The sequence below is a fragment of the Paenibacillus glycanilyticus genome (assembly GCF_030161375.1).
Classification (GTDB): domain Bacteria; phylum Bacillota; class Bacilli; order Paenibacillales; family Paenibacillaceae; genus Pristimantibacillus; species Pristimantibacillus glycanilyticus_B.
Map to the genome: position 1 here is coordinate 87,381 of NZ_BSSQ01000013.1, position 24,573 is coordinate 111,953.

Below are 24,573 nucleotides of genomic sequence, written 5' to 3' on the forward strand. Positions count from 1 at the left end.
AACAATGGTCAAAACTTATCGCTCGTGGGCACCATGGATGGCCATATTGCCGGCTTTACTATTATTTTTCGTGTTCAAAATTTATCCTGCGCTCGGCACGCTCTTTTTCTCCATGACGGATTTTAACGGCAACATCGACCATTACAGTTGGGTAGGCCTGAAAAACTACAAAAACGCGCTAACGATCAACTTCGACGACTTGATGAACGCGATTGGCATTTCGTTTACGTTTGCTTTTTTTACGACGGTTATACAGAACGTTCTTGGCGTGGCCTTAGCCGTGCTCGTCAATTTGAAAATTCGCGGCAAAAACGCCTATCGCTCGATTTTGTTCATGCCAAACGTGCTTGGGGTTGTCATTATCGGCCTGGTCTGGACGCTGATCTTCGATCCGTATTCGGGGCCGATGAACCAGATCTTAAGCTTGTTTGGCACCAGCTCAAGCATGCTTGGCGATTCGAAGCTGGCGCTGCCGCTTGTTATATTCGTTCAGGTATGGACGTCGGTTGGTTATGCGATGGTCTTGTATCTCGCGGGGCTTCAAGGGATCTCGCAGGATATTTACGAAGCGGCCAGCATGGACGGCGCGGTGGGCTGGAAGTCATTCCGCCATATTACGCTGCCGCTGCTGCAGCCGATTATCGGCGTTAATATTTTGCTTAGCATTATCGGAAGCCTCCGCGTGTTTGACCTGATTATGATTCTGACAAACGGCGGTCCGGACGATTCGACCATGACGCTTGGCATGTTTGTCTTCAAGACGATCTTTGATTCCAACGGTACGCAAGGTTACGCTTCCGCCCTTGGCATCATTCATTTCCTTGTGATTGCGGTCGTGGTTGTTATTGTGCAGACCTATATGCGCAGACGGGAGGAGAAGCTCTCATGAAATTAACGGCAAAACTCCCTTATGGGCTTGCGCACGTCATTCTGATCCTGTTCAGCTTGCTTATGCTGCTGCCGATCTTGATGATCGTCAACATCGCGCTGAAGACCAATACCGAATTTCTGAATTCGCCCATGGCGATCGCCAAGTCTTTGAATTTCGATAATTTCAAGGAAGCCTGGAAGCAAGGCGATATGGTCGTCAATTTCAAAAACAGTCTGATCTATACCGCATGCTCCACAGTGCTGACTTGCGTCATTGCGGCGCTGGCCGCTTATCCGATCTCCCGCAAGCATGTCCGGGGAACGGGTTTCCTGCTTGGGCTAATCGGCATTACGCTGTTTCTGCCCGACGGGATTGTACCGCTTCTGTTCTTCATGAAGTATACCGAACTATTAAATACGTACGGCGGTTACATTCTGCTCAGCTCCGGCATCAATATGGCGCTGATGGTGTTCATTCTAGTTGGCTTCGTCAAAAATATCCCGATGGAGCTGGATGAAGCGGCTGCCCTCGACGGATGCGGGTATTTCCGCTACATCCTGACGATCATTATGCCGCTCCTCAAGCCGGCGATTACAACGGTAGCCATGCTGAAGATTATTAACGTATGGAATGATTTCATCAATCCGTACCTGTATTTGACGGACAAGGAGAAACGCCCTCTCACTTCGGGTCTGTACCTGTTTGTCGGCGAATTCTCGACCGATTGGACGATTCTGGCGGCGGGAATTGTCATTGTCGTGACTCCGCTCGTTCTCGTCTACTTGTTCCTGCAGAAATATATTATTAGCGGCGTTAGCAGCGGAGCTTTGAAGGGGTAAGACGCCCGGGCGCTGCTAGCACTTTCGTCAGATTAGAAAGCGAGGTTCATCTATGATTCCACAATTCAAATATACGGCGGGTCCCGTGCTCGTCCCTCAGCCCGATTGCGATTGGGCTAGCAAAATGGTACTTAATCCCGCTATCGTGCAAGATCCGGACAGCTCGCGGCTGCATATGCTTTTCCGGGCAACCGGCCCTTGGCCGGCGGCTAGGAAGGAAGGCTGCTATGATCCTTATCCGATTTTCCTCGGTTATGCATACAGCGATGATCTTGGAGAGACCTGGACGGCTGACTTCAGTCGCCCAGCGCTGATTCCTGCCTTGAAGCAGGCGGAGGACGAAATCTACATTACGAATATTCATGGCGAGCGCGTCCGCAACTATGCGAACGGATGTATCGAGGACCCGCGCATCTTCCCGATTGACGGCGAGCTGTATGTGTCCGTTGCTTGCCGGATGTTCCCGCCGGGGCCTTATTGGATGCTGGATCAGGATCCGCCGATCGAGACGCGGTACGATTATATTCCTTCCTGGGTGCATGAGCAGGATACGCCGTTTCACGAGACGGCTCGCACGAACAATACGGTAACGGTACTGTTCAAGCTGGATCTGGACAAGCTGAAAGCCGGTCAATACGAGGAAGCTTTCGCCTACGTGTGTCCGCTTACGGACGGTAGCCGGAGCGATAACCGCGACGTGTTCCCGTTCCCGCACCGGATGCTGATAGACGGCAAACAGCAATATGTGATACTGCACCGTCCGATGACCCCGGGAGCATTCCCGGCTGGAGACACCGTATCGACGCCTTCGATTTATATCGCGGCTGCAGAGCGGCTTGAGGATTTGGCTTCGGCAGATGCGGTTCACCAGTTGATGGCGACAAGCGTGCTGGATTGGGAAGCGAACCGGATCGGGGCAAGCTGGCCGCCGATTGCGATTAATGAGAACGAGTGGCTGATTTCTTATCATGGCAAAAAGGATGCCGAGTTTGGATATACGCAGTCGTTTATGATCGCGCGTAATGTTGCAGGTTCTTTCCCCGAGATCATTCACCGCTGCCCGGACCGCCTTATGTATGCGCAGCAGGAATGGGAACTTCCGACGGATTATCCGACGCCTTGTTTGTTTACGACGGCAGGAATCGTCGTAGGCGAGGAGCTCATAATGGCTTATGGCGCTGCGGATCAGAAGGTTGGGGTTTCATGGGTAAATCTTGACGAGCTAATCAACCATGTCAAATGTTTCGATGCAGAGGGAGGACGGCTTGTCCATGTATAACATTATCGTTTATGGCGCTACAAGCGGCGGCGTTGCGGCCGCCGTGCAAGCCGCACGTCTTGGCCGTAAAGTACTCTTGATTGCCAATACGTCTCATATCGGCGGGATGACCAGTTCCGGACTAGGGGCGACGGACATTAACAACCGCAAAGGCATTGGCGGCATCGCCCGCGAATTTTACCGAAATATTTACCGCCATTATGCGGATGCGTCCAATTGGACCAGACAATCGCCGGAAGCTTATGATGAATTGCTAGGCACGCGGTTCTGGCTCGGCCGAGACGAGGAACTGAAGATCCGCTGGATGTTCGAGCCGAAGGTAGCAAGCGAAACCTATGAAAATATGCTGCTCGAAGCGGGCGTAGAGGTTGTGCGGAATGAACGGCTTGCGTTAGAGGATGCCGTTGTGAAGAAGGACGGCAGGATCATCAGCATTAAGATGGAGAGCGGCAAGGTATACGAGGCGGAGCTCTTTATCGATACCGGTTATGAAGGCGATCTGATGGCGCTTGCCGGCATCACTTATGTAACGGGCCGTGAAGCGAATTCGAAGTATGGCGAGTTGACGAACGGGGTCTTCGATAATGGTCCGCTGGAGGGTGGAGGCGTTAGCGCTTACCAGGTGAACAATGACCCGGCCAGCGGCCTTCTTCCTTACGTGCTTCCGGAATGTCCGGGCGAAAAAGGCGAATCGGATCACCGCGTGCAGGCGTATTGCTACCGCTTCACGCTTAGCTCGGACCCGGACAATCAATTGCCGATTGAGAAGCCGGCAGACTATAATCCGTTGATTCACGAGCTTCTTGCCCGCAGGTTTGAAGCCAATCCGAAGCTGACGCTGGACGATATACTGACGCTTACCCCGATTCCGAACCGGAAGACGGATACGAACCATGTGGATTTTGTCGGCGCGAGCTATTCGTATGCGGATGGCGATTACGAGACGCGAGAACGGACCGAAGCGGAGCACCGCGCCTTCACTCTCGGCACCTTGTGGTTCCTGGCCAATGACGAGCGCGTACCGCAGCAGGTGCGCGAGGATATGAACAAGTGGGGGCTAGCGGCCGATGAATTCACGGACAATGGCGGCTTCCCGGTCCAGATTTACGTTCGGGAAGGGCGCCGGATGGTTAGCGATTACGTCATGACGGAGCTGTCCGTGAAGCAGCGTTCCGCGCCGGAATCGGTTGGACTTGGCACCTATTATTTCGACTCCCATTACGTCTCCCATTACGCGAAGGACGGTCAGGTTCATCTGGAGGGGACCTTCTGGGAAGACGACGAGCTGCTCTATCCGGTCAGCTACCAGTCGATTCGCCCGAAGCGCGAGGAATGTTCGAACCTGCTGCTGCCGGTTACGTTGTCATCCTCGCATGCCGCTTACGGATCCATTCGGATGGAGCCGGTGTACATGGTGCTTGGCCAATCGGCGGCCATTGCCGCATCCTTATGTCTGGAGCTTGGCGTAGCCGTTCAAGATCTTCCCTACGGTGTACTGCGGGAGAAGCTGCTTGAGGCCGGTCAAATTCTGGACGCAGAACCGTTATTGTAAACCATCCATGCAGGGGGAAATATTCCTCCTGCCATTTTTGGACTGTAAATTGAAGAGGAGGTTCTTTGATGAAAAGGAATTTTGTAAGCGGTTACGTTCGTCGCGTGAGCAGGATTGCAGTCGTTGTGTTAGCTTTATGCCTTATCGTGTCTTCCTTCCCGGGCCTAGCCAAAGTGAAAGCCGCCGCTACTCCTATTACGGTGTACGCAACGGATGCGCTGCCGCAGACGTTCTACGGGTATGGCGCCCAGTTTGACCCTTATATCGGCTCGGACCGAGTCATCGATCCGCTTACGACGGCCCAGTGGAACACGGTCTTGTCCCGAGCGGATTAAATGCGGATGGGCTTCGCCCGCGTCGCGACCGCTCCGAATGCTTTTTCCCCGACGCTGACGGTTGGGCAATACGACTGGAATACGCCGGAGATGCAGCAGCTGTACAAAATCCTCGATCAGCTCAAGTCTGACGGCACAACCGTTCTGTTATCGACTTGGAGAATGGACTACGCGGGGGACGATCTGACGAAAAACGCTTCGGAAACCTATGCCGATCTGGTTGTTGATGCTTTGGATTATCTCATTAATACAAAAGGCTACACCAACATTAAGTTCTACCAGCATACCAATGAACCAAAGTCGAACAAAATCACTTGGGCCGGTTACAAACAGGCAATGATTTGGCTGAAGAGCAAGCTGGCGGCGAAGGGACTCCCGGTTAGCGTCATGGCAACGGGCAACCAGATTAATACCGGCTTGTACGCGGCTTCCAATCAGCTTGAGCTGGCGCCTTACATCGGCGCTTACGATATTCACTACTATCCTTCGCAATCTTCCATTGCGAGCGCAAGCAATACGGAAGTTATGAAGCGGCTCAGCGACTTGTCGAGCGCGCCGAAACCTTTGTTTATTACGGAAGGCGGCACCTTGGACGGCCAAACTTCCAGCGACGATCAGCCAAACGTCGTAAATTCCTCTTACGCGCTGCATCAGGCGGATACGGCGATGCAGGCAGTGCTGCAAGGAGCTGGCGGCGTAAGCCTATGGGAGCTGGACGATGCCCAGCATGACCGGTTATGGGGAATGTGGGATATTTTTAACGATCCGACTCCAAGACCTTGGTTCTATACGTATTCGCTGCTTAGCCGTTATGTCGCAGGCGGCTCTACGATTTACAAAGCAGCTGGCGCGTACGATAGCCAGGTTAGAATGCTGGTAGCGCGGAAATCGGCGGGAGCCTCCGGCAGTCATTGGACTATTGCGGCGGTGAATCGGGGCACGGCTGAGCGACAAGTTAATGTGACTATTCCCGGCGTGAATCAGGCTACTTGGGATGTGTACAAGTATACGGATAGCTATCATCCGACGGATGCTAATGCCTTGCCGGTGAAAGAATCGGTCGTATCGAATGCCAATATGAGCACCTCCGGCGTCAACATTACCGTTCCTGCGGGCGGCTTTGTGCTTCTGACAACCTATGACCAGTCGCCTGTAACCGGTACGCCGGTTAACGGTCAATCGCTGCCTGTGCTGGATGACTTTAATGGCGGAACTACCGGAGCAGCGCCGGAAGGCTGGCAGACAGCAGGGACGGCGGTGACGGTGCAGGACGTACCAAGCGCAACGAACAAAAGCATGAGAGTATCGGACAATTCGACTTCGGCGGAAGTCAGCGCTTCCCATGCTTTTCCGTTGCAGGGCGGCCAGCTCGTAGAGGAATTCGACATCAAGCTGGATCAGACGAATCAGCGTGTCCGCGCAGGGTATTTGAATAATGGAACGGTGCCGGTAGCGGTTGTTTATTTCGAGAATGACGGACAACTTCGTTATTACAACGGCAACAACAGTGCGGTTATTATGCCGTACAGCGCGAACACCTGGTACCATATCAAACTCGCAGCCAATCCCGCGACTAACAAGTTTGACGTTTATGTAGACGATATGACGACTCCCGCCGTTAGCCAGGCTTCCTTCAAGGTAAGCGCGACAAGCTTGGACAGCGCGTTGTTCGGTACATCCGATACCGGAACGGGAGCGTTTAACGTCGATAATGTTAAGCTGTATAAACAAGTCGTGAGCGATAATTTTAACCTGGAAACGACGGGGGCTTCACCTTCCAAATGGACGGTTGCGGGCAGTGGCGTAACCGTTGAGAACACGCCTTCGGCATCGGACAAAAGCTTGCGGGTAAACGACGGCTCGGCTACGGCGGAGGTGAAAGTTACTACAAGCTTCGGCGCGCAAAGCAGCCGGATCGTGGAGGAGTTTGATATAAAGGTGGATCAAACGAACCAGCGAGTGCAAGCCGGTTACCTGTATAGCGGCACGACACCGGTAGCGGTTGTCTATTTCGACTCCGACGGCAAGCTTCGCTATTATAATGGCTCCAACAGTGCGGTTATCCTGACGTATAGCGCCAATACGTGGTATCACATCAAGATTGCCGCCGACCCTGCGACAAACAAGTTTGATGTGTACGTCAACGATATGAATACGCCGGCTGTAAGCCAGGCCGTGTTCAAATCGGCGGCTAGCAGCTTGGATAGCGTTATGTTTGGTTCCCCGGATACCAGTACGGCAAAATTTAATGTCGATAATATTATGGTAGCCATTCGTTAATGAACTCGGCCGTCCCTTGCGGGGCGGTCGTTTTACTATTTTCCAGCGTATGGTAAAATCAAAAGCAGAAAAGATTCGTCTTAAGGAGGTCCAAGATGAAGAGCGGTATGTGGATTGGAGGACTAGCAGGCTTACTCATACTGGCCGGATGCGGGGACAAGGCTGCAAATGAGCCATCGCCAACACCGGTTGTTAGTGAGCAAGCGGAAGCAACGCCGGTTGTAACGGAAACGCCGGAGGAACAGCCATCCGCAACGGATCAGGGAGTGAATCAGGTAACGTTTAGCCAACTGGACAACGTGTTTGGTTTCGCGAATGAGGCGGGCGATCAGCTGATTACCATACCTAATGAAAACGGAGAGGCATTGGACAATCCTGAGCAGTTTAACTCGGCAATAGGAAATGACAGTGAACAGGTGGAGATCGAGTTTGTTCGCCATCAGGAAGCCGATGAACAAGATACAAACAGGCAGACGGCGGGTAATTTCACTCATATGGCCGGTTACTTGTATAAGGTGAAGTCCGGGAAACTCCTTTCTAACAAATCCTATCTATTGGCGCGTGAAGGCGTCGTTAGCAAAGAGTCATTGGTTGGACTAACGGGCAGCCGCCAGGCTGATGGTCAATATTTGTCTGCGGATGCAAATACAATAACCCAGGTCGAAGCGTTAAAGAATCGAAAGGTGACAAAAAGCAGCCTGTTGGCGGAATCGCCTGAGGCCAAGATCGCTTTGTTTGTATTTGAGCGCGATGGCGACGATATGCTGGCAAGCATCGCGTATATTAGCGGCGATCAAGTGCTGTTTAAGGATTTTCCGGCGACCTATAACGAATCCGGTACTTGGAGAGTGGATGGCGGAGACGATCCGGGGCTGTTCGAAGTATCGTTCCTTGCGCATTCGGATGAAGGCTTGCTGCTAGGAATCGCATGGGCAGGCGCCGAAGGCGAGAATCTGTATGTCCTGCAAGAAAAGGACGGCGCTCTTCAAGATACGGACTTGACCGGCGGGAGATATTGGTCTCCTTAAGAGCTAACAAATTAGATGAAGGGAGAAACCAAATTGATTGTACATGCTATCAAAAATCCCTCTGGTAGAAGTATTATCGGTTGTATGATTATCTTAAGCTTAAACTCGATTTTTCAGATCATTAATCAGTTTAATAATCCCATTCATCCCGTTAATAATTTCTTTCTCTCATTTAGCAGTTTGATGCTCCTTGTCTACGTTTCGGTTATATTCATAGCGATATTTAGAGCTCGCAAGAAACCAACCGAGCTTTATTTGCACGATGAGCGCATCCAATTAAACGGGCTGTCCGTAGATGCGAAGGATATCAAAGTGATGATGATTATGGGCTACTTCAGACCCGTAATAGGGATTAAACCGCATGGCAAAAAGATTGTTCCGTTAAAAATGTGTTTTAAATTTCCGGAGGATGAAGATAAGGGGATCGCGGATTTAACCAAATGGGCGGAGACAAACAAGGTGAAGCTGGTTAAAAGGGATTTTATAAGATGGATCTAAAAGATTAGACTAGCCGCTTCTCTAATTAGAAGCATCCGATTAAATTCACGACATAATTCAGCCCAACCATCAGGACGAAAAACGAACCCATCCAGAGGATCGCCGCCGCTAACAATGTGAATCCAATCCATTTCGTAAGGCTGATTTGCTTCATATTCGCACCTCCTAATTTTTGTATAAGGATACCATATATCATGACGCGAAAAAATGGCTGCCCGCTAACGGGCAACCATTTTTTTGCTGTTACCAGCCGAAGTCGAGCGTTTTTCCCGTTTCCGTATACGTCTTAATGTTGCTGAGCATCATCCACCAGTGATCTTTCGAGTTTGCGAAGGAAGGATGATCCGGTGTCCATTGATCATTGACCAAAGTCAGCTTAGTGCATTGGCCAACTGTCTCCATGGTGAAGGTTACGCGAGTTTCGAGCTCCGCATGATTCTCCCTGTAGGATGGCCCGGGATGTTCCAGATAGCTGAGCGTTTTGCCGGGGACGGCTTCCAGAATCGTTCCGTATACATGAACCGTATTGTCTCCGTCGGCTCCTGGACCCACATATTCGAAGGCTGCACCAGGCTCCAAAGTAGAATGCAGCACAGTGCCGAAAAACGTGCTCCGAGTCCCTTCCGGGCTGACGATCGTGTGCCATACTTGCTCCGGTGCGGCATTGATATAAAATTCGTATCTCAATTCCATGTTTGCTTGTCCTCCTCATTTATGGTTCGGGTTTTCACGTCTATCTGTGATAAACTCATTATAAAACGAGCATTTTGCTAAGTATTGTAAAAACGCGACAAGAACAGGAGGGACAGGATGAGCCATTCACAACCCCGGCCGAGTATGGGAGTTCTTGGTTTACACGGAGCGGAGGAACAGTTCCGATTGGAACGGTATGCTCCTGCGGAGGTATTGTCGCCTTTTATCAAACATTTCTGGGTCGTTGAATGGGATTTAGGTCCGGGCGATTCGTATTGGCAGCATGTGGTGCCTAATCCTTGCGCAAATCTTGTAGTCGAGCAAGGGAAAACCTTCTGTTATGGCCCGGGAAAAGAAAGATTCTCCTATCTGCTCGAGGGGAGCGGAATCGTCTTTGGCGTCAAATTTCAGCCGGGCGGGTTGTATCCCTTTGTGAATAAAGAGCTGTCGGAATTAACGGGGAAGCCGATTGAGATTGAGAGCGTATTTGGAATAACGGGTGTGGAACTTGAGAAGCTTGTGCTTGCCCAGCCGGATGACCGGCATAGAATTCAAGTCGTGGAGCAGGTATTGGCGGCTAATCTTCCGCCCTATGACATGCAGATTACGCTTGTGAATCAAATGATTGATTTTGTAGCGGGGGACCGGGAAGTGACGAAGGTGGATCAGGTTGCCGAGGCGTTTGCTATGAACATTCGAAAGCTGCAGCGTCTATTCGCCAAATATGTGGGCGTTAACCCGAAGTCGGTCATTCGGTTGTTCCGGCTGCAAAATGCCGCGGAAGCGATGGACATCGGACAAGCGCAAGATCTCGCTCGTTTATCGGCTGAATTGGGCTATCATGATCAAGCGCATTTCAGCAAAGATTTCAAGACGGTAATAGGCAAGTCCCCAGAACATTATTTGTCAGGTTTGCTGTAGCGGAAATGATGGGTATGTACAGGGAAAGGGAGGAAGATGACTATGAAGAAACAACATCTGTTTATTGGCGGGCGGGAAGTGGAGACTGCTGCTTATACAACGCTATATGCGCCTTATTCCAAGCATGCGATTGCAGAAGTCGCGGATGCCGGACTCGAAGAGGCGAATAAGGCGATTGAACAAGCGGTTGCGGCCAAGCCGGTCATGCGCCGGATGCCAGCATACAAACGCGCTGCCATTCTGGAGAAGCTCGTTCAGTTGCTTGGAGAGCGCAGGGAAGAAGCGGCCAATCTTATCGCACTTGAAGCGGCCAAACCGCTGAAAGCGGCTTATGGCGAGGTAGACCGGACGATTCAGACGTATCAATTCGCGGCCGAAGAAGCAAAGCGGATTCACGGCGAGACGATCCCGCTTGATGCGGCACCGGGTGGAGAAGGTCGATTTGGCTATACGGTCAGAGAACCAATAGGTGTCGTAGGAGCGATTACGCCGTTTAACTTCCCGCTTAATCTGGTCGCCCATAAGTTAGGGCCGGCGATCGCGTCGGGCAATACAATCGTGCTGAAGCCAGCGCCGCAAACGCCGCTTACCGCTTATTTTATAGCAGAGCTGCTTCAGCAGGCCGGATTGCCGGATGGCGCGCTTAACGTTATAACAGGCGACGGCAAGCTGCTTGGCGAAGCGATCGTTCAAGACCCAAGGGTGAACATGGTCACCTTCACCGGGAGCGCGGCCGTTGGCGCAAGCATTCGCGCAATGAGCGGAATCAAACGGGTAACGCTGGAGCTTGGATCAAACTCGGCGGTTATTGTTGATAAGGACGCAGACCTCGAAGCGGTTGCGGCACGCGCGGCAAACGGCGCTTTTTCCTATCAAGGGCAGGTATGTATCTCGCTCCAGCGCATCTATGTGTTGGCTGACGTGTTCGAGGTATTCGTGGAGCGGTTTACGGCAGAAGTGAAGAAATTACAAATCGGCGATCCGCTAAATCCGGCAACCGATGTATCCGCGCTGATCTCGGAGCGGGATGTTTCGCGGGCGCTGGGATGGATCGAAGAAGCGCGTAATCTCGGGGCTACTGTTGCTTGCGGCGGTACGGCGGAAGGCGGCATTATTTTGCCTACCGTACTATTGGACGTACCTTCCCATGCCCAGGTATCCTGCAAGGAAGTGTTTGCGCCTATTGTGATCGTGAACAAAGTGAATACGATGGAAGAAGCGGTAGAAAGGGTTAACGATTCCGAATTTGGCCTGCAGGCTGGCATTTACACGAATGATTTGAAGACGGCGATGGACGTGTCCGAGCAGCTGCAGGTAGGCGGAGTAATGATTAACGATATTCCGACTTTCCGCGTTGACCAGATGCCCTATGGCGGCATTAAGCAAAGCGGCCTTGGGCGCGAAGGCATTAAGTATGCAATCGAGGATATGACCGAACTGAAGCTGATTGTCTTTAACCGCACTTAAGAGCACTTCAAATAGAGGAAACCCGGCTTAAGCAGCCGGGTTTTTATTTTGTGAAACATCCTAACTATTGGAAACGTATAAGAGGTATATTATTTAAGGAGTGAATATCTTATGAGTGAAAAAGGTTGTATTAAATGCGGCAGCCATGACGCGAGTTCGAAGGAAGTGGCCATGACCGGAACCGGGTTATCCAAGATGTTTGATATTCAGCATAATCAATTCATCGTCGTGTATTGCAACAACTGCGGATATTCCGAATTTTATAACAAACAATCCTCGGCAGGCTCGAATATTCTGGATTTGTTCTTTGGGTAAGAAATAACGATTTATAAGGCAGCTATCCTTTGCGGATAGCTGCTTTTGATTTGATCCAAAACGAGTAAAATATATTGTATAACGATAAATAATATGGTACATTCGTATCGATAATACGGAAGTGAGGTGTATTTGGTGGAACGCGGAACAACACTTTTTTTGAAGGTGACGTTGTTTCTGATGGCCATTCCGGTGCTGGCATTGTGCATAATCGGACTGCCCCTGATCATGAAGGATGCAATGGACGCTTATCCGGATAATTGGGTATATCCCGTTATCGGTTTGATGTATTTGTCGGCGATTCCGTTTTTTATAGCGTTGTATCAGGCATTTAAGCTGCTTACCTATATTGATCGGAACAAAGCATTCTCGGAGTTGTCTGTTGCAGCGCTCAAAAATATTACGTATTGCGCTATTGCCATCTGCGTTTTGTATGCGGGAGCCGAGCCATTCCTTTATTTCATAGCGGATTATGACGACGCCCCAGGTCTCATCTTGATCGGACTGGTTGTTATTTTTGCATCTATGGTGATTGCCGTCTTTGCGGCTGTTCTGCAGAAGCTGTTGAACAACGCCATTGCTATAAAATCTGAAAACGATCTAACGATCTGAGGTGAATATCATGGCGATAATAATAAATGTGGATGTCATGCTGGCCAAGCGGAAAATGAGCGTAACGGAGCTTTCGGAGCGGGTTGGAATCACGATGGCGAATCTCTCCATTCTAAAGAACGGAAAAGCCAAAGCTATTCGTTTAACTACTTTGGAGGCCATCTGCAAGGCGCTGGATTGTCAGCCCGGTGATATTTTGGAATACAGAGCGGATGAGGATCCGAAAGAATAATGGGCTATGATAGGAAACTGCCAGTTTGGGACTGGCGGTTTTTTTGCGTGGATGAGAAACTTATGGAAAATAGTTGCAAACATGTCCCCTAACAGAATAGGTCAAGTGTTATATAGAACAAAGATGAAAGAGAGGAGGGGGCAGAAACGGATACGGAAGCAATAGAAAAGCATATTTACTCGGTACAGCAAGGGCATATAGAGGATTACGCGCCAATTGTAGAATTGTACCAACGCCGAATTTTCATATATTGTTGCCGGATGCTGAGGGATGAGCAGGATGCAGAAGATGCAGCCCAGGATATTTTTGTAAGGGCCTATGAATCCATCCACCGCTATAAACCAACGGTTGGATTCACGGCATGGTTGTACAAAATTGCCTATAGGCATTGTTTAAATCTTCTTCGTAGAAGCCGATTGCTACAACAAAAACGCCTACTCTTCCGCCAAGATCAGGACGAAGCAGCAGAGAGCCCGGAACAAATCGTAGATCGGTATTTATTCGGCCCGCCGCTTGATGCGGTGTGGCAACGGCTTACGCTAACGGAGCATAATTTGTTGATTCTAAGCGTGTTCGAAGAGAAGACTGTGACTGAAATTGCTGACATTATCGGTAGAAACCCGGAATCCGTGAAGAAACGGATTACAAGAACCAAGCAGAAAGTGCGGGACATGCTCAAGAAGGAGGAGGAGCAAGGATGGCGCGTTCAACAAACATGGCTAAGGACCAAGATATAATGCGATACGCAAAAGCCGATGCAGATTACAGGGATATAGATCTAACGCAATCCGTAATGAAACGAATCTATCTGCTAAATGTTAGAAACTCCAAGGTCAAGCGTAGAATTTCGTTTCAGCGTTCCACAGTGGCAGTGGCGTTAAGCGCGGTCATGTTGCTTGGAGCATTAACGGCTTATGCCGCTAATGAGTTTATTCAAATACGGGATTCCAAAGGACGAACGGTTATCGAGACCGTACAACCTGGTCCAGTCTATTCCTTTCCTGCAGAAGTGTCCAAGCAGTTTGAAGCTTACCGTCAGCGGGTGTTGGCACAACTGCAACCTGGGCAAATGATTGCTTATTATATCCATGATGACAAGCTAAATGCTTATGATAAGTTAAATCCGATTAAATTCGAATCAAACACTTCCTATATTTCTTATGCTGAATATTTGCACAAGCTGAAGCAGGTATCGGCACCGCAGTTGGAGATACCTGATGATTTGCCGAAAGGTTATCTGTTCAAGCTCGGGCAAATCTCTCCAAGACCGCCTATGCGCGGTGACAAGGACCATTCCGCTTACGATAAGCTGCAGACGGAGTTGCTGTCTAGAGCTGCAGCAGCTAAAGGATCGGGCGATAAGCTTGTAATGATGCCGGTAGAGTGGACAAATACATTAGGCGTAAATTTGAATTTCAGTAACGGAACTTCTTATATTAACGTTATGGCACAGAATGGTCCGGATCATCCGGAGCATGGAGGTAAAGCTTCTTTTTCCCAATCTCCCAACGTAAAGTCAGAGTCGATATGGATTGGTGATCAGGAGGCATTGTTTATGAAAGATGACGATCGGGAAGCGGCCAATCCTCATCTCTTGAGCTGGTACGATGAAAGTTCAAATATTTATTATTCGATTATGGATAGCCAAGGCAGCAAGCTGACTAAAGAGAATATAATCCAAATCGCTAGAAGTATCATAGAACAGGAGAATAGATAGACTACGCCGCCGGACTTAAGAAGTTCGGCTTTTATTAATTATAATCATTTGTTATCTCCAGTATCTGGGATTTGATGGTACACTAGACAAGGATGACAATCAAATCGGTCTTATATAAGGGGCGATTCCTCATGGGAAAAACAATAAATGACTTATTAATAGAAGCGGACATCCGTTCATTGCAAGAGGCCATGGAATCCGGCGAATTAACTTCCGAAGCATGCGTTCAATGGTATTTGGAGCGAATCGAACGGTTTAATCCAAAGCTGCGGGCGGTGTTGGAAGTGAACCCGGATGCCGCCCGGGATGCACGGGCGCTTGATGCGGAGCGGGTGGAACGCGGATCTCGCGGTCCTCTACACGGAATCCCCTTGTTGCTCAAGGATAATATAGATACGGGAGACAGAATGCATACGAGTGCCGGATCGGTTGCTCTTGCTGAGCATTATGCTCTGCAAGATTCTGCTGTGGCCGCTCAATTGCGAAACGCGGGGGCCGTATTTCTAGGCAAAGCGAATATGACGGAATGGGCGAATTTCATGTCGGGCACGATGTGGGCAGGGTACAGCTCCAGAGGCGGCTTGACGCTTAATCCATATGGACCCGGAGAGTTGTTTGTTGGCGGATCGAGTTCAGGATCGGGTTCGGCAGTAACCGCAAACCTGTGTGCCGCAGCTATCGGAACGGAAACTTCAGGCTCTATCATCAGCCCGTCTTCGCAAAATGGGATCGTTGGCATTAAGCCGACGATTGGACTTGTCAGTCGTAAGGGAATCATTCCGATCACTCACAGCCAAGATTCCGCGGGACCTATGACGCGTACGGTTAGGGACGCTGCCATCTTGCTTGGCGCTATGACGATGATGGATCCGGCAGACGCGGCTATGCAAGATAACAAACGGATAGCCTATACGGATTACACGGCTTCTCTGGATGAAAAAGGTCTTCGGGGCGCTAGAATTGGCATCCCGAGGCACTATTATGAAGGGCTGGACGAAGCCCGTGCCGCCATTATTGAGAGAGCGATTGCCCTATGCAAGGAACAAGGCGCTATTATCGTTGATCCGGTCTCGCTGCCTTGCGAGAAGGTGGCGTGGGATTGGGGGATTATGCAGTATGAATTCAAAAAAGGGCTAAACGATTATTTAGCCGTGGCCGGTCCCGGCGCTTCCGTCCGGACTTTAGATGAACTTATCGCTTATAACGAAGCTAACCGCGAGGTTGCGCTGAAATACGGGCAAAGCACTTTGATTTGGTCGAACCAAACAGCCGGTACATTGTCGGAGCCGGAATATGCGGATAACCTGCATCGCAACCATGAGTGGTCGCGGGATCAGGGCATAGACTACGCGATTAAGGAATATCAGCTGGATGCGCTGCTGTTCCTCGGCAATGAAGAGGGGCTCGATTTATCTGCCCGCGCGGGATATCCGGCGATTACAGTCCCCGGCGGTTATGCGGAGACAGGAATTATAGCCGAAGGCGGCTATATAACAAAAGGGCCTCAGGGGATTACATTTGTCGGGACGGCTTATAGCGAACCTGTGCTCTTCCGGCTGGCTTACGCCTATGAACAAGCGAGCCATTATCGCATAGCTCCGCAGCTATCCGAAGGAGAGCTATAATGTTCCCTATCCTTGAAACAGCTAGACTTCGGTTAAGAGAGTTAACGATTAACGATGCTGAAGAGGTTTATGCCTGCTTTTCCAATGATCTTGTTACCCGTTATTACGGAATGGAGACGATGCGAAGCAAAGAGCAGGCAGACGAACTCCTTGCCTTTTTTTCGAATAGCTATATTGGACAAAAGGGGATACGCTGGGGGATCGAGCGGGCAGATCAAGAGGGGATTATCGGTACAATCGGGTTTAATGCCTGGTCGCCTAAACATAAACGCGCGGAAATAGGCTATGAGTTGCATCCCGATCACTGGAGGAAAGGCTATATTGCTGAAGCCTTATCTGAAGTGATTGCCTACGGATTTCATGTTATGGATCTGACTCGTATTGGCGCGATTGTATTTCTGCAGAATGATGCTTCCATTCAACTGTTAACGAAGATGGGATTCACGCGGGAAGGCATTCTTAGTGGTTATATGGTTCAGAACGGTATCGCTTACGATACTTACGTCTATTCTTTGCTAAAAGAAAAAAACAGCGATCGCGTATAAACGAGATCGCTGTTTTTAATTACACCTCGATATTAGCCGCAATACTGTCTTCCCGGCCATATTCGCGGATAAGCGCCGCAACCGCTTGGTGCTCTGGGTTTGGACCATATGCTTCAAGAGCAGCTTGGTCTTCGAAGCGGACGCGAAGCACGAGCTGGTAGCCCTTGTTATTGTCCGAGAAGTTAATGCCCGCGTTGACTTCAACAACGCCGTTCAAGTGTTGCTTCAGTGCCTTGAAACGATCCACGATTTCTTGAAGTTGCTCCGTAGTCGTCTGCTCGCCGAATTTCACTAGAATAGTACGATCGATCATGTAGAGTTCCTCGCTTTCCTTGAAGTTCATAACCATATGCACTATAGCATGAATCAGGAAAGCTTTACTAGCGTTATAGTGTCTTCTGCCAAAAAAGGGGGCCGTCCCTATCGGGACAGTCCCCTTAACGTCATTAAGCGTTAGTGTCAGCAGAAGCTGCGCTGTCTGACTCCGTAGTCGCTTGCTTATCCGGTCTCATTCCGCCGCCGCGATGGCCGCCCTCGCCTTTGAGAGGGAAGTCGCCGTTTACGATGTTTTGAGCTTGCTCGGATGTTTTTGCTTTCTGGGCTGTTGCCTCTTCCGCGGTTAACTTGCCGTCCGTAACCGCCTGATCGATTTGCGCATTAATCGCGGTTTTGAGCGCGCTTATTACGGTATCCTCGCTAATGCCTTTTTCTTCGGCAATGGCCGCAATGGTTTTGCCGGCTTTCAGCTCAGTCTGAAGCTCGTCTTCCGTTACATTCAGCGCTGTAGCAACGGTATCCAGGTGAGCTCCAAAACCACCGCGTCCTTTGCGTCCTTCACGCCCCTCAGCAATCTGATCCGAATTGATCAGGTTGTCCAGATTGGCCGTAAATTGCTTTTCCTCCGTAGCCTGACGTTCTTCAAATGCAGTTGTCAGCGCGGCTTTCAGATCCTCGCTTGATACCCCTTGCTCAGCAGCTACTTCGGCAAGCGTGCTGCCGGCCGCAAGCTTCTCATTAAGAGCTTCGCGGTCGAGGTTAAGCAACGTCAGAACGGAATCGGAGATGACGGATCCGCCGAACCCGCCGCCTCCGCGGCCGTGTTTGCCATCCTTCGGTTGTGCGCTGCTGCCGGATTGAACCTGCTTGGTCGTTGAGCTATCTGTTTTTGAAGTTGTATCGGTTGCCGCAAAGGCGCTCAACGGTACCATTACCGCTAGCGTCGCTGTAATCCCAATCGTTTTTAAGTACTTGTTCATAGCAATTCCTCCTAAATGGGTTTAATTGTATGTGCGTCTTGGTGACAAAACCCATTATGGCCAAGGTACCTTAAATGGAACTGAAATGAATTTAAAAAAAAATTAATGCGATTCCGTCTTATGTTGACCCGGCAGCGTCTTCGCTTGGCATATTCGATCGGTATGGGCCGAACCCCATACAGCGACCCCGATTAGGATGACGGCCGAGAGAACGGATAATAAGAGCGGAGAGATGAAGCTATAGGTAGGGAATAGAACAACAAGCGCAATGATTCCAACCAAATAAGGCGCAGAGATAACACCCGCCGCAATCCGCATAAATAACATATTCCCAAGCAGATAGAGAGCGGGTCCTGCCAGAATAACCAGCGCGGTCTTAAGCTCCATATGGCCGGTTGGATGAGCGAGCACCAATTCGTCCGCTACCGCGGATAAAATAATGCCAGCCACGAGCAGCAGGTGAGTATAGGTATAGGCGGAACGCGCCACTCTTCCGGGATCTTCGGAATGCGCGATGAAATGATGACCGGTCTTGGCGGTCATATTGAAGTAGATCCACCACATCACCACGGAGCTAACGAACGCTGCAGCAAATGAGCTTAACGTAAGCAGATCCCATTCCAGCTCGGCGAATGTTGCTCCCGTCACAAGAATAGACTCGCCAAGCGCAATAATGATAAACAGCCCACACCGCTCCGCCATATGGGAACCTTCCACATCCCAGACGGTCGTAGGCGTTCTGCCGAGCTTTGGCGTCCAGAAGCCCATCGACGGAGAGAGATATTCAATAAATAACGCGATGCACCATAAGAGGAGACGGTTGTCTTCATGGGCGATGCCGCCGGCGATCCAGAAGATGCCGGATAAGCTAAGCCAGCTTAGAATACGAATGAAATTAATGCGAAGCTCGGTGGAGCCTTTTTGCAGCACCCAGACGGTATACGCGGTTCTTCCCACTTGGAATAACGTATAGGCGCATGCGAAATAAATGCCCGATTCCTCGAAAGCCTCCGGCAGCGAGGAAGACATAATCAGTCCTATGAGCATCAAGGCTATGAGCATAAACCTGACGCGAGACGTCTCCGGGTTAAGCCAATTCATCACCCATGCGGTAAATATCCATACCCACCAGATCGCCATAGTCAGCACGCCGAGCTGAAGGGCCCCTTCTAACGTAAAGTTTTTCAGAAAAGAATGGGATAACTGGGTAACCGCAAATACAAAGATCAAATCAAAAAACAGCTCAATAAAAGATACCTTGCCGGAATCGATGCTTCCCCTGCTTCGGAACAGCATGGCGTCAGAAGTTAATCTCTTCATTCCTTCTCTCCCTTGTCCTCTATTTACCAATGGTTTTGTTGATTGTAACATGGGCAATTACGGGGGAACATCCCTCAAGGAGGATTTTCTGAGAGCGATAGTTTTTGAATATATAAAAAATGGGTAATTTTCTTAAAGGTAGTCAACACTATCGCATGGACAGGACAGGAGGAGATGTAGCAATGAAGGAACTGTATACAACTAGCGTTAAGGCCGTTGGCGGCCGGGACGGCAGACTGGAATCCAACGACGGCATGTTGTCTCTGAACGTGCTTCATCCGAAGGAACTGGGCGGGCCGGGAGGAGCAACCAATCCGGAGCAGCTATTCGCCGGCGGTTACGCGGCATGTTTCGAGAGTGCTCTGAACGTTGTATGCCGAACAAAAGGCATCAAGCCCGACAGCACGTCAGTGACGGCGCATGTTACGCTTGGCAAGGACAAATCGAATCATTTCAAGCTGGCCGTTAAGCTCGATATTGCGCTGACGGGCGTGGATCAAGCCGAGGCGCAGGAGCTTGCCAAAGCCGCGCACGAGGTATGCCCGTATTCGAGAGCAACCCGCGGAAATATCGACGTTCAATTAAACGTCGTTTAGAGAATAACGAGTAGGGGTTGTCCCGTGCCGCCATGAAAGCGGCGCCTCGGATAACCCCTGTTTTATTTTTTGTGGGTCACCTTGCATTCCGCTATAATCATTTAATCATTTTTCTGATTTGCATTAGTTCCTGTATATAAAAATCAACCTGCTGCTGGATAGATTCGGTTTGTCTCAGTTGGTCAACTTCGATCCGCGATTCGGAGAATGTCTCCTCCTCCAATGACCGGAGGGCGATGCCGGCACCGATTGCGGCAATGCCGTCGCCTAAGGTTGCAATAATGGCGCCAATATAGCCAAGGCGGGCGGCGATTAGCTCCATGGTCTCGCTATTGCTGCCGCTTTTATTACTGCCGCTTTTATTATTGTTTTTGTTGTTATTGTTGCTATTGTTGCTCATGTAAGATATTCGCCTCGCCTCGTGTTTCGTCTTTTCCCTGATAACAGCCTATGCAGGAGAAGCGGGGGAGGTATGGGCGTCTTTAACGGCCATAGAAAAGCGGCCATCCGACAAAACTGTCGAATGGCCGCTCCTTCTTTTATTTCGCTGCGTTCAAAGCTTCTTCCAGACGATCCCAAGTTTGCGTAATGCCTTCGAGCATGCCCATATCCATAACTGTCTTGAGCGCGTCGCCCGAAGAGTAGACCGCGCGGTTAACCAGCTTTGTTGTGCCGTCGCCCATATCTACAAATTCCAGGACAATGTCGGTCGCGGGCAATTCTTCATTAATATTGCCTTCCGCGTCGGAGAAGTAGTCCGTGTAGCTGAAGCTGCTTGGCTCGTCAATCTCCTTGTATACGCCTTTGCCCCATGATTCCATGCCGTAAAATTCGCCTTGGCTCTCATCCATGCACTTCATGCAATAATGCCACACGCCGCCCGGACGGAAGTCGATCTTGCATACGGGTAATTCCCAGCCTTTAGGGCCCCACCAGTTTTTCAAATGCTCAGGCTCCTTAAACATCTTGAACACGAGTTCGCGAGGTGCCGCGAATACACGCTCGAGCACCAGCACGTTTTCATTCTCAACTCTTGATACCATAGTGTTGTTAGTCATTACAATTCCTCCTTAAGATTGTGAATTATGATCAGGCAATTGTTCTTTGCTTTGCAGCTCCCGCAAGTAGTTATCCAAATTGTCGTAACGCTCTTCCATAATGCGGCGGAAGGAGTTGACCCACGAGTCCAGGGAGTGGAAAGGTTCAGGGCGAAGCTTGTAAAACCGACGGTTGGCTTCGGCTTTTACTTCCACAATCCCGCTGTCGCTAAGTACCTTCAGATGTTTGGATGCTTGGGGCTGTCTGATTCCCAGCTTGTCGGCTATTTCTCCGACTGTCAGGGGGCCGTCGCGCAGCAGCTCTACAATATGCTTTCGATTCGGTTCAGCTAACGCGCTTAACGTTGTCATATCAACGCCCGGAATAAGTCCTGACATGCCGTTCACCTCTTTATGCGTCAGTCTCTCCTGTTGTTGAATCTAATATACACCAAAGGGAATATTCCTGTAAAGGAATGTTTGTGGGAAAATCAACGCTTCTCTTAAATACCCTTATTCCGGCGAAATAAACAAGCTGGGAGATAACAGGAAAAGGAAGGCCGGTTGAGGGTATACTAAGGTAGAGGATGGATGGAGGGAACCCGGGATGAGATCGGTCAAGGAGCAGAACAAGGTATTGCTACGATCATTTGTGTTTACCGTACTCATCGTTATCGTGTTTGGCTGGATTGGCCAGCTTGTCAGCGGGCAGCGGATCGCCGCATTCGATCATCGAATTACGAATATGGTAAGAAGCAGCCAATCCGATGCGATGACCATATTAATGAAAGGGTTCACGGACCTGGGGGCTGGATTTTGGGTTATTATTACGATTGTTCTTTTTGCGGGGGGACTGGGTCTAATCGGTTACCGGAGAGAACTTATTTTTTATCTCGGCGTAATTGGGGGCTCTGCGTTATTGAATCTGCTCTTGAAAGTCATCTTTCAACGGGCAAGGCCGGATATTAACCGGATCGTAGAGGCTACCGGCTTCAGCTTTCCAAGCGGACATTCCATGTCGGCCTTTACGTTATATGGCATTACGATCTATTTTCTATGGAAGCATTTGAAGATTGGATGGATGCGCGTAACGGTGATTGCGATCGGAATCGTGATCATTGCGATGATTGGCATCAGCCGGATTTATCTTGGCGTTCATTATCCAAGCGATGTGCTTGGCGGGTATTTGGTAAGCGCGGCGTGGCTGACGATGAGTATTGGGTTATATGAACGATTCCTGAAAGAACGGTGGCTTTCTCGGAAGTTCCGGGTTCAAAGGGAGGAAAAAGGAGGACCGTCCCACATCTAGGACGGTCCTTATCCATTTCTATAAGCCGCTTCGCTGTCCGTGAAGGTAATCATTTTTTCCTCCAGATGAGCGGCTTCATCATTTGCAGCAGCGGGGTGAGCATGCTTTTGCGGCGCGCCTTTTTAAGCTCATGATCATATTTCACGAATCGACCGGAGCGGATGGCCCGCTCAAGCTCGGCCTGGCGCATCTGGTGCAGCTGCTCCGTCGTATGGAAATCGTTGAAATTGTACGGCATATGAACATCTCCTTTAAATCTGAGGTAGTTGCACCTCGTTGTTACTTTCATTATGAAGATGAAACAAAAAGGTAAAAAGTGTAGAATAAATGCAATAGATTTCCCCTTTTATGGTGAGGTGAGGAGACAGATGCTGGCCCTGGAACGTTATTTGGCGCTATATGAACGGTTTGGTCGCGAGCTTGCGGCAGGCGTTGCAGCTGAGGCGTCATTGGAACAAGTAGCTGAGGCGTTATATTGCACGGAACGTAATGCCAAGCTTGTTCTTCGCAAGCTGGAAGAAGAAGGGTTGATAGAGTGGCAAGCAGGAAGAGGCAGGGGCAACCGTTCGCATATCACCTTTCGGGAAGACCGGGAACAGCTGCTACTGAATTTATCCCGGCAATATGCGGAGGAGAGCGACTACAACGCTGCTTTTCAACTTTTACAAACGTACGGGGAAGGAACGGCAGCAAGCGATAAATTTATGGAATGGATGAGCGGAAGCTTTGGTTTCCGCAAGCAAGCCGGGCGGGAAGAAGATGTGCTCAGGCTGCCTCTATTCCGGCCGATTCTAACGCTGGATCCGGCGGATTACGTGTATTGTTTGTGCTCGCATATGATCCAGCAAGTATTCGACCGTCTCGTCTTGTATGATGAACAAACTGGTCAGATCATGCCTGGACTCGCGCATTATTGGGAGCATAACAAGGATGCGACCGAATGGAGCTTCCATCTGCGCAAAGGGGTTTTGTTCCATGGCGGACATGAGTTGTCATCGGAAGACGTCGTATTTACCGTGGAGCGTCTGAAGTACGGCGGCAAACGCAACAGCTGGATTATGCGTTCTCTGCTTAAGGTGGAAGCTGTATCCGAGCGGGTTGTGCGGTTCCAGCTAAGCCAGCCCAATTGGTTGTTCTTGAAGTTTGCGGCTTCAAATGTGATGTCCATTCTGCCTGCCGGTCTACGCGGGCACAACGAAGAGCGGTTCTGGAAGCGTCCAGCCGGAACCGGACCGTTCCAGGTTGACGAATGGACGGGAGGAAGATTGCTGCTATCGGCTAATCCGCTGCATTATCAGGGGCGGGCACATTTGGACCAGGTGGAGATCGTTCAAGTGCCTCAGATTGAGCATTACAACAACAGAATGATCAGCTGGCAGCAGCTCATTTGCGATTCGGCGTTAAGGGATATCAAGGCAGAGAACGGATGGGTTCAAATCGAGTCGAAAAGCCGATGCACCAGCCTGCTCAGTTGGAATATGCACAAGGAAGGTCCTCAACAATCCGAGAGGTTCCGCAGCATGGTGAATCGGCTTATTGACCGCAACGCCATGATTCGGGAATTGTCCGGTTATAGGGACTTTCCGGCAGAAGGTTTTTTCCATGATGTAAAATCGTCGGCAGCGTCTATATCCTATTGTGTACCCGAAGAAGCGTTGCAGCTGCTGCAGGAAGAAGGCTATGACGGTTCGCCGCTTACCGTGTGCGCAACGACCAGCCATAGCGATGACGTGCAATGGATCGCGGAGCGGTTAAGACGCGCGGGAATCCCCGTACACGTGCGGATTGAAGGGCCGGATACGATTCACAGTGTATTAGGCGAAGTGGATATGTTGTTCCATGCGCTTGTTTTTCCGGAAGAAGAAGTTAGTCTGATAGAAGGCTGCGAGCAGGAAGGAAGCTTCTTGAAGGAGCTGATGACGCAGGAATTATCGGGCTGGGCGATGGCCAGCTTCGATCAAGCGATGGCTTGTCCGGACCCGGCAGACAGGAAGCGGATTTATAGGGAGATCGAGGAGCGGCTCACCGGAGAGCTGCAGGTGCATTTTGTCTTGTACATGAAGTTTTATACCGATTATCATCCCTCATTAAAAGGCGTTCGTATCAATTCGCTCGGCTGGATTGATTTCAAAGATATTTTTCGTGCCTAATCGTTAGCCTCATAAATGAAGGTCGCCTGCTTATCGAAGCAGGCTTTTTTTGTTGCTCGATTGGCTTAAATAGGAATGAAATTCATCGATTCTATC

Annotated in this window: 29 protein-coding genes; 20 read left to right on the forward strand and 9 right to left on the reverse strand. The window is 50.1% G+C overall.

Annotated elements, in window-relative coordinates; translation table 11 throughout:
- Nucleotides 1-4: 4 nt before the first annotated feature.
- The 8 genes from QQK89_RS15025 to QQK89_RS15060 all read left to right on the forward strand — a co-directional run bounded on the left by QQK89_RS15025 (nucleotide 5) and on the right by QQK89_RS15060 (nucleotide 8,682).
- Nucleotides 5-889, forward strand: coding sequence for a carbohydrate ABC transporter permease (locus QQK89_RS15025; protein WP_284239385.1), 885 nt, complete (start codon nucleotides 5-7; stop codon nucleotides 887-889).
- Nucleotides 886-1,710 (forward strand): carbohydrate ABC transporter permease, encoded by an 825-nt coding sequence (locus QQK89_RS15030; RefSeq protein ID WP_284239386.1) that lies wholly within the window; start codon nucleotides 886-888, stop codon nucleotides 1,708-1,710. The genes QQK89_RS15025 and QQK89_RS15030 overlap by 4 nt, the downstream gene beginning before the upstream one ends.
- A 52-nt stretch (nucleotides 1,711-1,762) precedes the next feature.
- On the forward strand, nucleotides 1,763-2,989 hold the full coding sequence (locus tag QQK89_RS15035; protein ID WP_284239387.1) for a hypothetical protein: 1,227 nt from the start codon (nucleotides 1,763-1,765) through the stop codon (nucleotides 2,987-2,989).
- Complete coding sequence (locus tag QQK89_RS15040; RefSeq protein WP_284239388.1) at nucleotides 2,982-4,541, forward strand: FAD-dependent oxidoreductase; 1,560 nt, start codon at nucleotides 2,982-2,984, stop codon at nucleotides 4,539-4,541. The genes QQK89_RS15035 and QQK89_RS15040 overlap by 8 nt, the downstream gene beginning before the upstream one ends.
- 68 nt (nucleotides 4,542-4,609) lie before the next feature.
- Nucleotides 4,610-4,876, forward strand: coding sequence for a hypothetical protein (locus QQK89_RS15045; protein ID WP_284239389.1), 267 nt, complete (start codon nucleotides 4,610-4,612; stop codon nucleotides 4,874-4,876).
- Nucleotides 4,877-7,156 (forward strand): hypothetical protein, encoded by a 2,280-nt coding sequence (locus QQK89_RS15050; RefSeq protein WP_284239390.1) that lies wholly within the window; start codon nucleotides 4,877-4,879, stop codon nucleotides 7,154-7,156.
- Between the two features lie 95 nt (nucleotides 7,157-7,251).
- Nucleotides 7,252-8,184, forward strand: a complete 933-nt coding sequence (locus QQK89_RS15055; protein WP_284239391.1) for a hypothetical protein — start codon at nucleotides 7,252-7,254, stop codon at nucleotides 8,182-8,184.
- A 15-nt stretch (nucleotides 8,185-8,199) separates the two neighbouring features.
- Nucleotides 8,200-8,682 carry a hypothetical protein gene (locus tag QQK89_RS15060; RefSeq protein WP_284239392.1) on the forward strand — a complete coding sequence of 161 codons (483 nt, stop codon included), beginning with the start codon at nucleotides 8,200-8,202 and terminating at the stop codon, nucleotides 8,680-8,682.
- 25 nt (nucleotides 8,683-8,707) lie between these two features.
- Here QQK89_RS15060 and QQK89_RS15065 read toward each other — a convergent pair whose 3' ends face one another.
- Together QQK89_RS15065 and QQK89_RS15070 are read right to left on the reverse strand one after the other, a co-directional pair.
- The gene (locus QQK89_RS15065) at nucleotides 8,708-8,836 is read right to left on the reverse strand and encodes a hypothetical protein (protein ID WP_284239393.1); all 129 of its coding nucleotides are present in this window, start codon (nucleotides 8,834-8,836) and stop codon (nucleotides 8,708-8,710) included.
- 89 nt (nucleotides 8,837-8,925) lie between these two features.
- Nucleotides 8,926-9,375 carry an SRPBCC family protein gene (locus tag QQK89_RS15070; RefSeq protein ID WP_284239394.1) on the reverse strand — a complete coding sequence of 150 codons (450 nt, stop codon included), beginning with the start codon at nucleotides 9,373-9,375 and terminating at the stop codon, nucleotides 8,926-8,928.
- A 117-nt stretch (nucleotides 9,376-9,492) separates the two neighbouring features.
- On the opposite strand from QQK89_RS15070, the gene QQK89_RS15075 reads away from it, so the two are divergent.
- The 9 genes from QQK89_RS15075 (at nucleotide 9,493) to QQK89_RS15115 (ending at nucleotide 16,809) form a co-directional block, all read left to right on the forward strand.
- On the forward strand, nucleotides 9,493-10,296 hold the full coding sequence (locus tag QQK89_RS15075; RefSeq protein WP_284239395.1) for an AraC family transcriptional regulator: 804 nt from the start codon (nucleotides 9,493-9,495) through the stop codon (nucleotides 10,294-10,296).
- Between the two features lie 42 nt (nucleotides 10,297-10,338).
- Complete coding sequence (locus tag QQK89_RS15080; protein ID WP_284239396.1) at nucleotides 10,339-11,763, forward strand: aldehyde dehydrogenase family protein; 1,425 nt, start codon at nucleotides 10,339-10,341, stop codon at nucleotides 11,761-11,763.
- A 111-nt stretch (nucleotides 11,764-11,874) separates the two neighbouring features.
- Nucleotides 11,875-12,078 carry a zinc ribbon domain-containing protein gene (locus tag QQK89_RS15085; RefSeq protein WP_284239397.1) on the forward strand — a complete coding sequence of 68 codons (204 nt, stop codon included), beginning with the start codon at nucleotides 11,875-11,877 and terminating at the stop codon, nucleotides 12,076-12,078.
- 135 nt (nucleotides 12,079-12,213) lie between these two features.
- Complete coding sequence (locus QQK89_RS15090) at nucleotides 12,214-12,690, forward strand: DUF2975 domain-containing protein (RefSeq protein ID WP_284239398.1); 477 nt, start codon at nucleotides 12,214-12,216, stop codon at nucleotides 12,688-12,690.
- A 10-nt stretch (nucleotides 12,691-12,700) separates the two neighbouring features.
- The gene (locus QQK89_RS15095) at nucleotides 12,701-12,922 is read left to right on the forward strand and encodes a helix-turn-helix domain-containing protein (protein WP_284239399.1); all 222 of its coding nucleotides are present in this window, start codon (nucleotides 12,701-12,703) and stop codon (nucleotides 12,920-12,922) included.
- Between the two features lie 224 nt (nucleotides 12,923-13,146).
- A complete protein-coding gene (locus tag QQK89_RS15100; protein WP_284239400.1) occupies nucleotides 13,147-13,659 on the forward strand; it encodes an RNA polymerase sigma factor in 513 nt (170 codons plus the stop codon).
- On the forward strand, nucleotides 13,620-14,639 hold the full coding sequence (locus QQK89_RS15105; RefSeq protein ID WP_284239401.1) for a hypothetical protein: 1,020 nt from the start codon (nucleotides 13,620-13,622) through the stop codon (nucleotides 14,637-14,639). Before QQK89_RS15100 ends, QQK89_RS15105 begins: the two co-directional genes overlap by 40 nt.
- A gap of 131 nt (nucleotides 14,640-14,770) precedes the next feature.
- On the forward strand, nucleotides 14,771-16,264 hold the full coding sequence (locus QQK89_RS15110) for an amidase family protein (RefSeq protein ID WP_284239402.1): 1,494 nt from the start codon (nucleotides 14,771-14,773) through the stop codon (nucleotides 16,262-16,264).
- The gene (locus QQK89_RS15115; protein WP_284239403.1) at nucleotides 16,264-16,809 is read left to right on the forward strand and encodes a GNAT family N-acetyltransferase; all 546 of its coding nucleotides are present in this window, start codon (nucleotides 16,264-16,266) and stop codon (nucleotides 16,807-16,809) included. Before QQK89_RS15110 ends, QQK89_RS15115 begins: the two co-directional genes overlap by 1 nt.
- A 19-nt stretch (nucleotides 16,810-16,828) precedes the next feature.
- Here QQK89_RS15115 and QQK89_RS15120 read toward each other — a convergent pair whose 3' ends face one another.
- The 3 genes from QQK89_RS15120 to QQK89_RS15130 form a co-directional block, all read right to left on the reverse strand.
- A complete protein-coding gene (locus tag QQK89_RS15120) occupies nucleotides 16,829-17,122 on the reverse strand; it encodes a Dabb family protein (RefSeq protein WP_284239404.1) in 294 nt (97 codons plus the stop codon).
- Between the two features lie 133 nt (nucleotides 17,123-17,255).
- Nucleotides 17,256-18,065 carry a hypothetical protein gene (locus QQK89_RS15125; RefSeq protein ID WP_284239405.1) on the reverse strand — a complete coding sequence of 270 codons (810 nt, stop codon included), beginning with the start codon at nucleotides 18,063-18,065 and terminating at the stop codon, nucleotides 17,256-17,258.
- A 102-nt stretch (nucleotides 18,066-18,167) separates the two neighbouring features.
- Nucleotides 18,168-19,385: a low temperature requirement protein A gene (locus QQK89_RS15130; RefSeq protein ID WP_284239406.1), complete on the reverse strand. Its 1,218-nt coding sequence runs from the start codon at nucleotides 19,383-19,385 to the stop codon at nucleotides 18,168-18,170.
- A gap of 182 nt (nucleotides 19,386-19,567) precedes the next feature.
- Here QQK89_RS15130 and QQK89_RS15135 point away from each other — a divergent pair, with 182 nt between their 5' ends.
- Entirely contained in the window at nucleotides 19,568-19,981 is a 414-nt protein-coding gene (locus QQK89_RS15135; RefSeq protein ID WP_284239407.1) for an organic hydroperoxide resistance protein, read from the forward strand.
- Nucleotides 19,982-20,078: 97 nt separating this feature from the next.
- On the opposite strand, the gene QQK89_RS15140 is transcribed toward QQK89_RS15135, so the two are convergent.
- From QQK89_RS15140 to QQK89_RS15150, 3 genes are all read right to left on the reverse strand, one after another.
- A complete protein-coding gene (locus tag QQK89_RS15140) occupies nucleotides 20,079-20,381 on the reverse strand; it encodes a translation initiation factor 2 (RefSeq protein ID WP_284239408.1) in 303 nt (100 codons plus the stop codon).
- A gap of 139 nt (nucleotides 20,382-20,520) precedes the next feature.
- The gene (locus tag QQK89_RS15145; protein WP_284239409.1) at nucleotides 20,521-21,039 is read right to left on the reverse strand and encodes an SRPBCC family protein; all 519 of its coding nucleotides are present in this window, start codon (nucleotides 21,037-21,039) and stop codon (nucleotides 20,521-20,523) included.
- Between the two features lie 12 nt (nucleotides 21,040-21,051).
- Entirely contained in the window at nucleotides 21,052-21,417 is a 366-nt protein-coding gene (locus QQK89_RS15150; protein WP_284239410.1) for an ArsR/SmtB family transcription factor, read from the reverse strand.
- Nucleotides 21,418-21,625: 208 nt separating this feature from the next.
- Here QQK89_RS15150 and QQK89_RS15155 point away from each other — a divergent pair, with 208 nt between their 5' ends.
- Nucleotides 21,626-22,327 (forward strand): phosphatase PAP2 family protein, encoded by a 702-nt coding sequence (locus QQK89_RS15155; protein ID WP_284239411.1) that lies wholly within the window; start codon nucleotides 21,626-21,628, stop codon nucleotides 22,325-22,327.
- A gap of 49 nt (nucleotides 22,328-22,376) precedes the next feature.
- On the opposite strand, the gene QQK89_RS15160 is transcribed toward QQK89_RS15155, so the two are convergent.
- The gene (locus QQK89_RS15160; RefSeq protein WP_284239412.1) at nucleotides 22,377-22,565 is read right to left on the reverse strand and encodes a hypothetical protein; all 189 of its coding nucleotides are present in this window, start codon (nucleotides 22,563-22,565) and stop codon (nucleotides 22,377-22,379) included.
- Nucleotides 22,566-22,695: 130 nt separating this feature from the next.
- Here QQK89_RS15160 and QQK89_RS15165 point away from each other — a divergent pair, with 130 nt between their 5' ends.
- Complete coding sequence (locus QQK89_RS15165; RefSeq protein WP_284239413.1) at nucleotides 22,696-24,477, forward strand: ABC transporter substrate-binding protein; 1,782 nt, start codon at nucleotides 22,696-22,698, stop codon at nucleotides 24,475-24,477.
- Nucleotides 24,478-24,573: the final 96 nt, after the last annotated feature.

Coding starts and splice junctions, on each gene's coding strand:
- QQK89_RS15035 (WP_284239387.1), top strand. CDS start 1,763: ATGATTCCACAATTCAAATATACGGCGGGTCCCGTGCTCGTCCCTCAG.
- QQK89_RS15145 (WP_284239409.1), bottom strand. CDS start 21,039: ATGACTAACAACACTATGGTATCAAGAGTTGAGAATGAAAACGTGCTG.
- QQK89_RS15105 (WP_284239401.1), top strand. CDS start 13,620: ATGGCGCGTTCAACAAACATGGCTAAGGACCAAGATATAATGCGATAC.
- QQK89_RS15160 (WP_284239412.1), bottom strand. CDS start 22,565: ATGCCGTACAATTTCAACGATTTCCATACGACGGAGCAGCTGCACCAG.
- QQK89_RS15140 (WP_284239408.1), bottom strand. CDS start 20,381: ATGAGCAACAATAGCAACAATAACAACAAAAACAATAATAAAAGCGGC.
- QQK89_RS15110 (WP_284239402.1), top strand. CDS start 14,771: ATGGGAAAAACAATAAATGACTTATTAATAGAAGCGGACATCCGTTCA.
- QQK89_RS15030 (WP_284239386.1), top strand. CDS start 886: ATGAAATTAACGGCAAAACTCCCTTATGGGCTTGCGCACGTCATTCTG.
- QQK89_RS15120 (WP_284239404.1), bottom strand. CDS start 17,122: ATGATCGATCGTACTATTCTAGTGAAATTCGGCGAGCAGACGACTACG.
- QQK89_RS15025 (WP_284239385.1), top strand. CDS start 5: ATGGTCAAAACTTATCGCTCGTGGGCACCATGGATGGCCATATTGCCG.
- QQK89_RS15040 (WP_284239388.1), top strand. CDS start 2,982: ATGTATAACATTATCGTTTATGGCGCTACAAGCGGCGGCGTTGCGGCC.
- QQK89_RS15095 (WP_284239399.1), top strand. CDS start 12,701: ATGGCGATAATAATAAATGTGGATGTCATGCTGGCCAAGCGGAAAATG.
- QQK89_RS15055 (WP_284239391.1), top strand. CDS start 7,252: ATGAAGAGCGGTATGTGGATTGGAGGACTAGCAGGCTTACTCATACTG.
- QQK89_RS15075 (WP_284239395.1), top strand. CDS start 9,493: ATGAGCCATTCACAACCCCGGCCGAGTATGGGAGTTCTTGGTTTACAC.
- QQK89_RS15085 (WP_284239397.1), top strand. CDS start 11,875: ATGAGTGAAAAAGGTTGTATTAAATGCGGCAGCCATGACGCGAGTTCG.
- QQK89_RS15065 (WP_284239393.1), bottom strand. CDS start 8,836: ATGAAGCAAATCAGCCTTACGAAATGGATTGGATTCACATTGTTAGCG.
- QQK89_RS15155 (WP_284239411.1), top strand. CDS start 21,626: ATGAGATCGGTCAAGGAGCAGAACAAGGTATTGCTACGATCATTTGTG.
- QQK89_RS15080 (WP_284239396.1), top strand. CDS start 10,339: ATGAAGAAACAACATCTGTTTATTGGCGGGCGGGAAGTGGAGACTGCT.
- QQK89_RS15125 (WP_284239405.1), bottom strand. CDS start 18,065: ATGAACAAGTACTTAAAAACGATTGGGATTACAGCGACGCTAGCGGTA.
- QQK89_RS15130 (WP_284239406.1), bottom strand. CDS start 19,385: ATGAAGAGATTAACTTCTGACGCCATGCTGTTCCGAAGCAGGGGAAGC.
- QQK89_RS15070 (WP_284239394.1), bottom strand. CDS start 9,375: ATGGAATTGAGATACGAATTTTATATCAATGCCGCACCGGAGCAAGTA.
- QQK89_RS15060 (WP_284239392.1), top strand. CDS start 8,200: ATGAAGGGAGAAACCAAATTGATTGTACATGCTATCAAAAATCCCTCT.
- QQK89_RS15050 (WP_284239390.1), top strand. CDS start 4,877: ATGCGGATGGGCTTCGCCCGCGTCGCGACCGCTCCGAATGCTTTTTCC.
- QQK89_RS15150 (WP_284239410.1), bottom strand. CDS start 21,417: ATGTCAGGACTTATTCCGGGCGTTGATATGACAACGTTAAGCGCGTTA.
- QQK89_RS15045 (WP_284239389.1), top strand. CDS start 4,610: ATGAAAAGGAATTTTGTAAGCGGTTACGTTCGTCGCGTGAGCAGGATT.
- QQK89_RS15165 (WP_284239413.1), top strand. CDS start 22,696: ATGCTGGCCCTGGAACGTTATTTGGCGCTATATGAACGGTTTGGTCGC.
- QQK89_RS15115 (WP_284239403.1), top strand. CDS start 16,264: ATGTTCCCTATCCTTGAAACAGCTAGACTTCGGTTAAGAGAGTTAACG.
- QQK89_RS15135 (WP_284239407.1), top strand. CDS start 19,568: ATGAAGGAACTGTATACAACTAGCGTTAAGGCCGTTGGCGGCCGGGAC.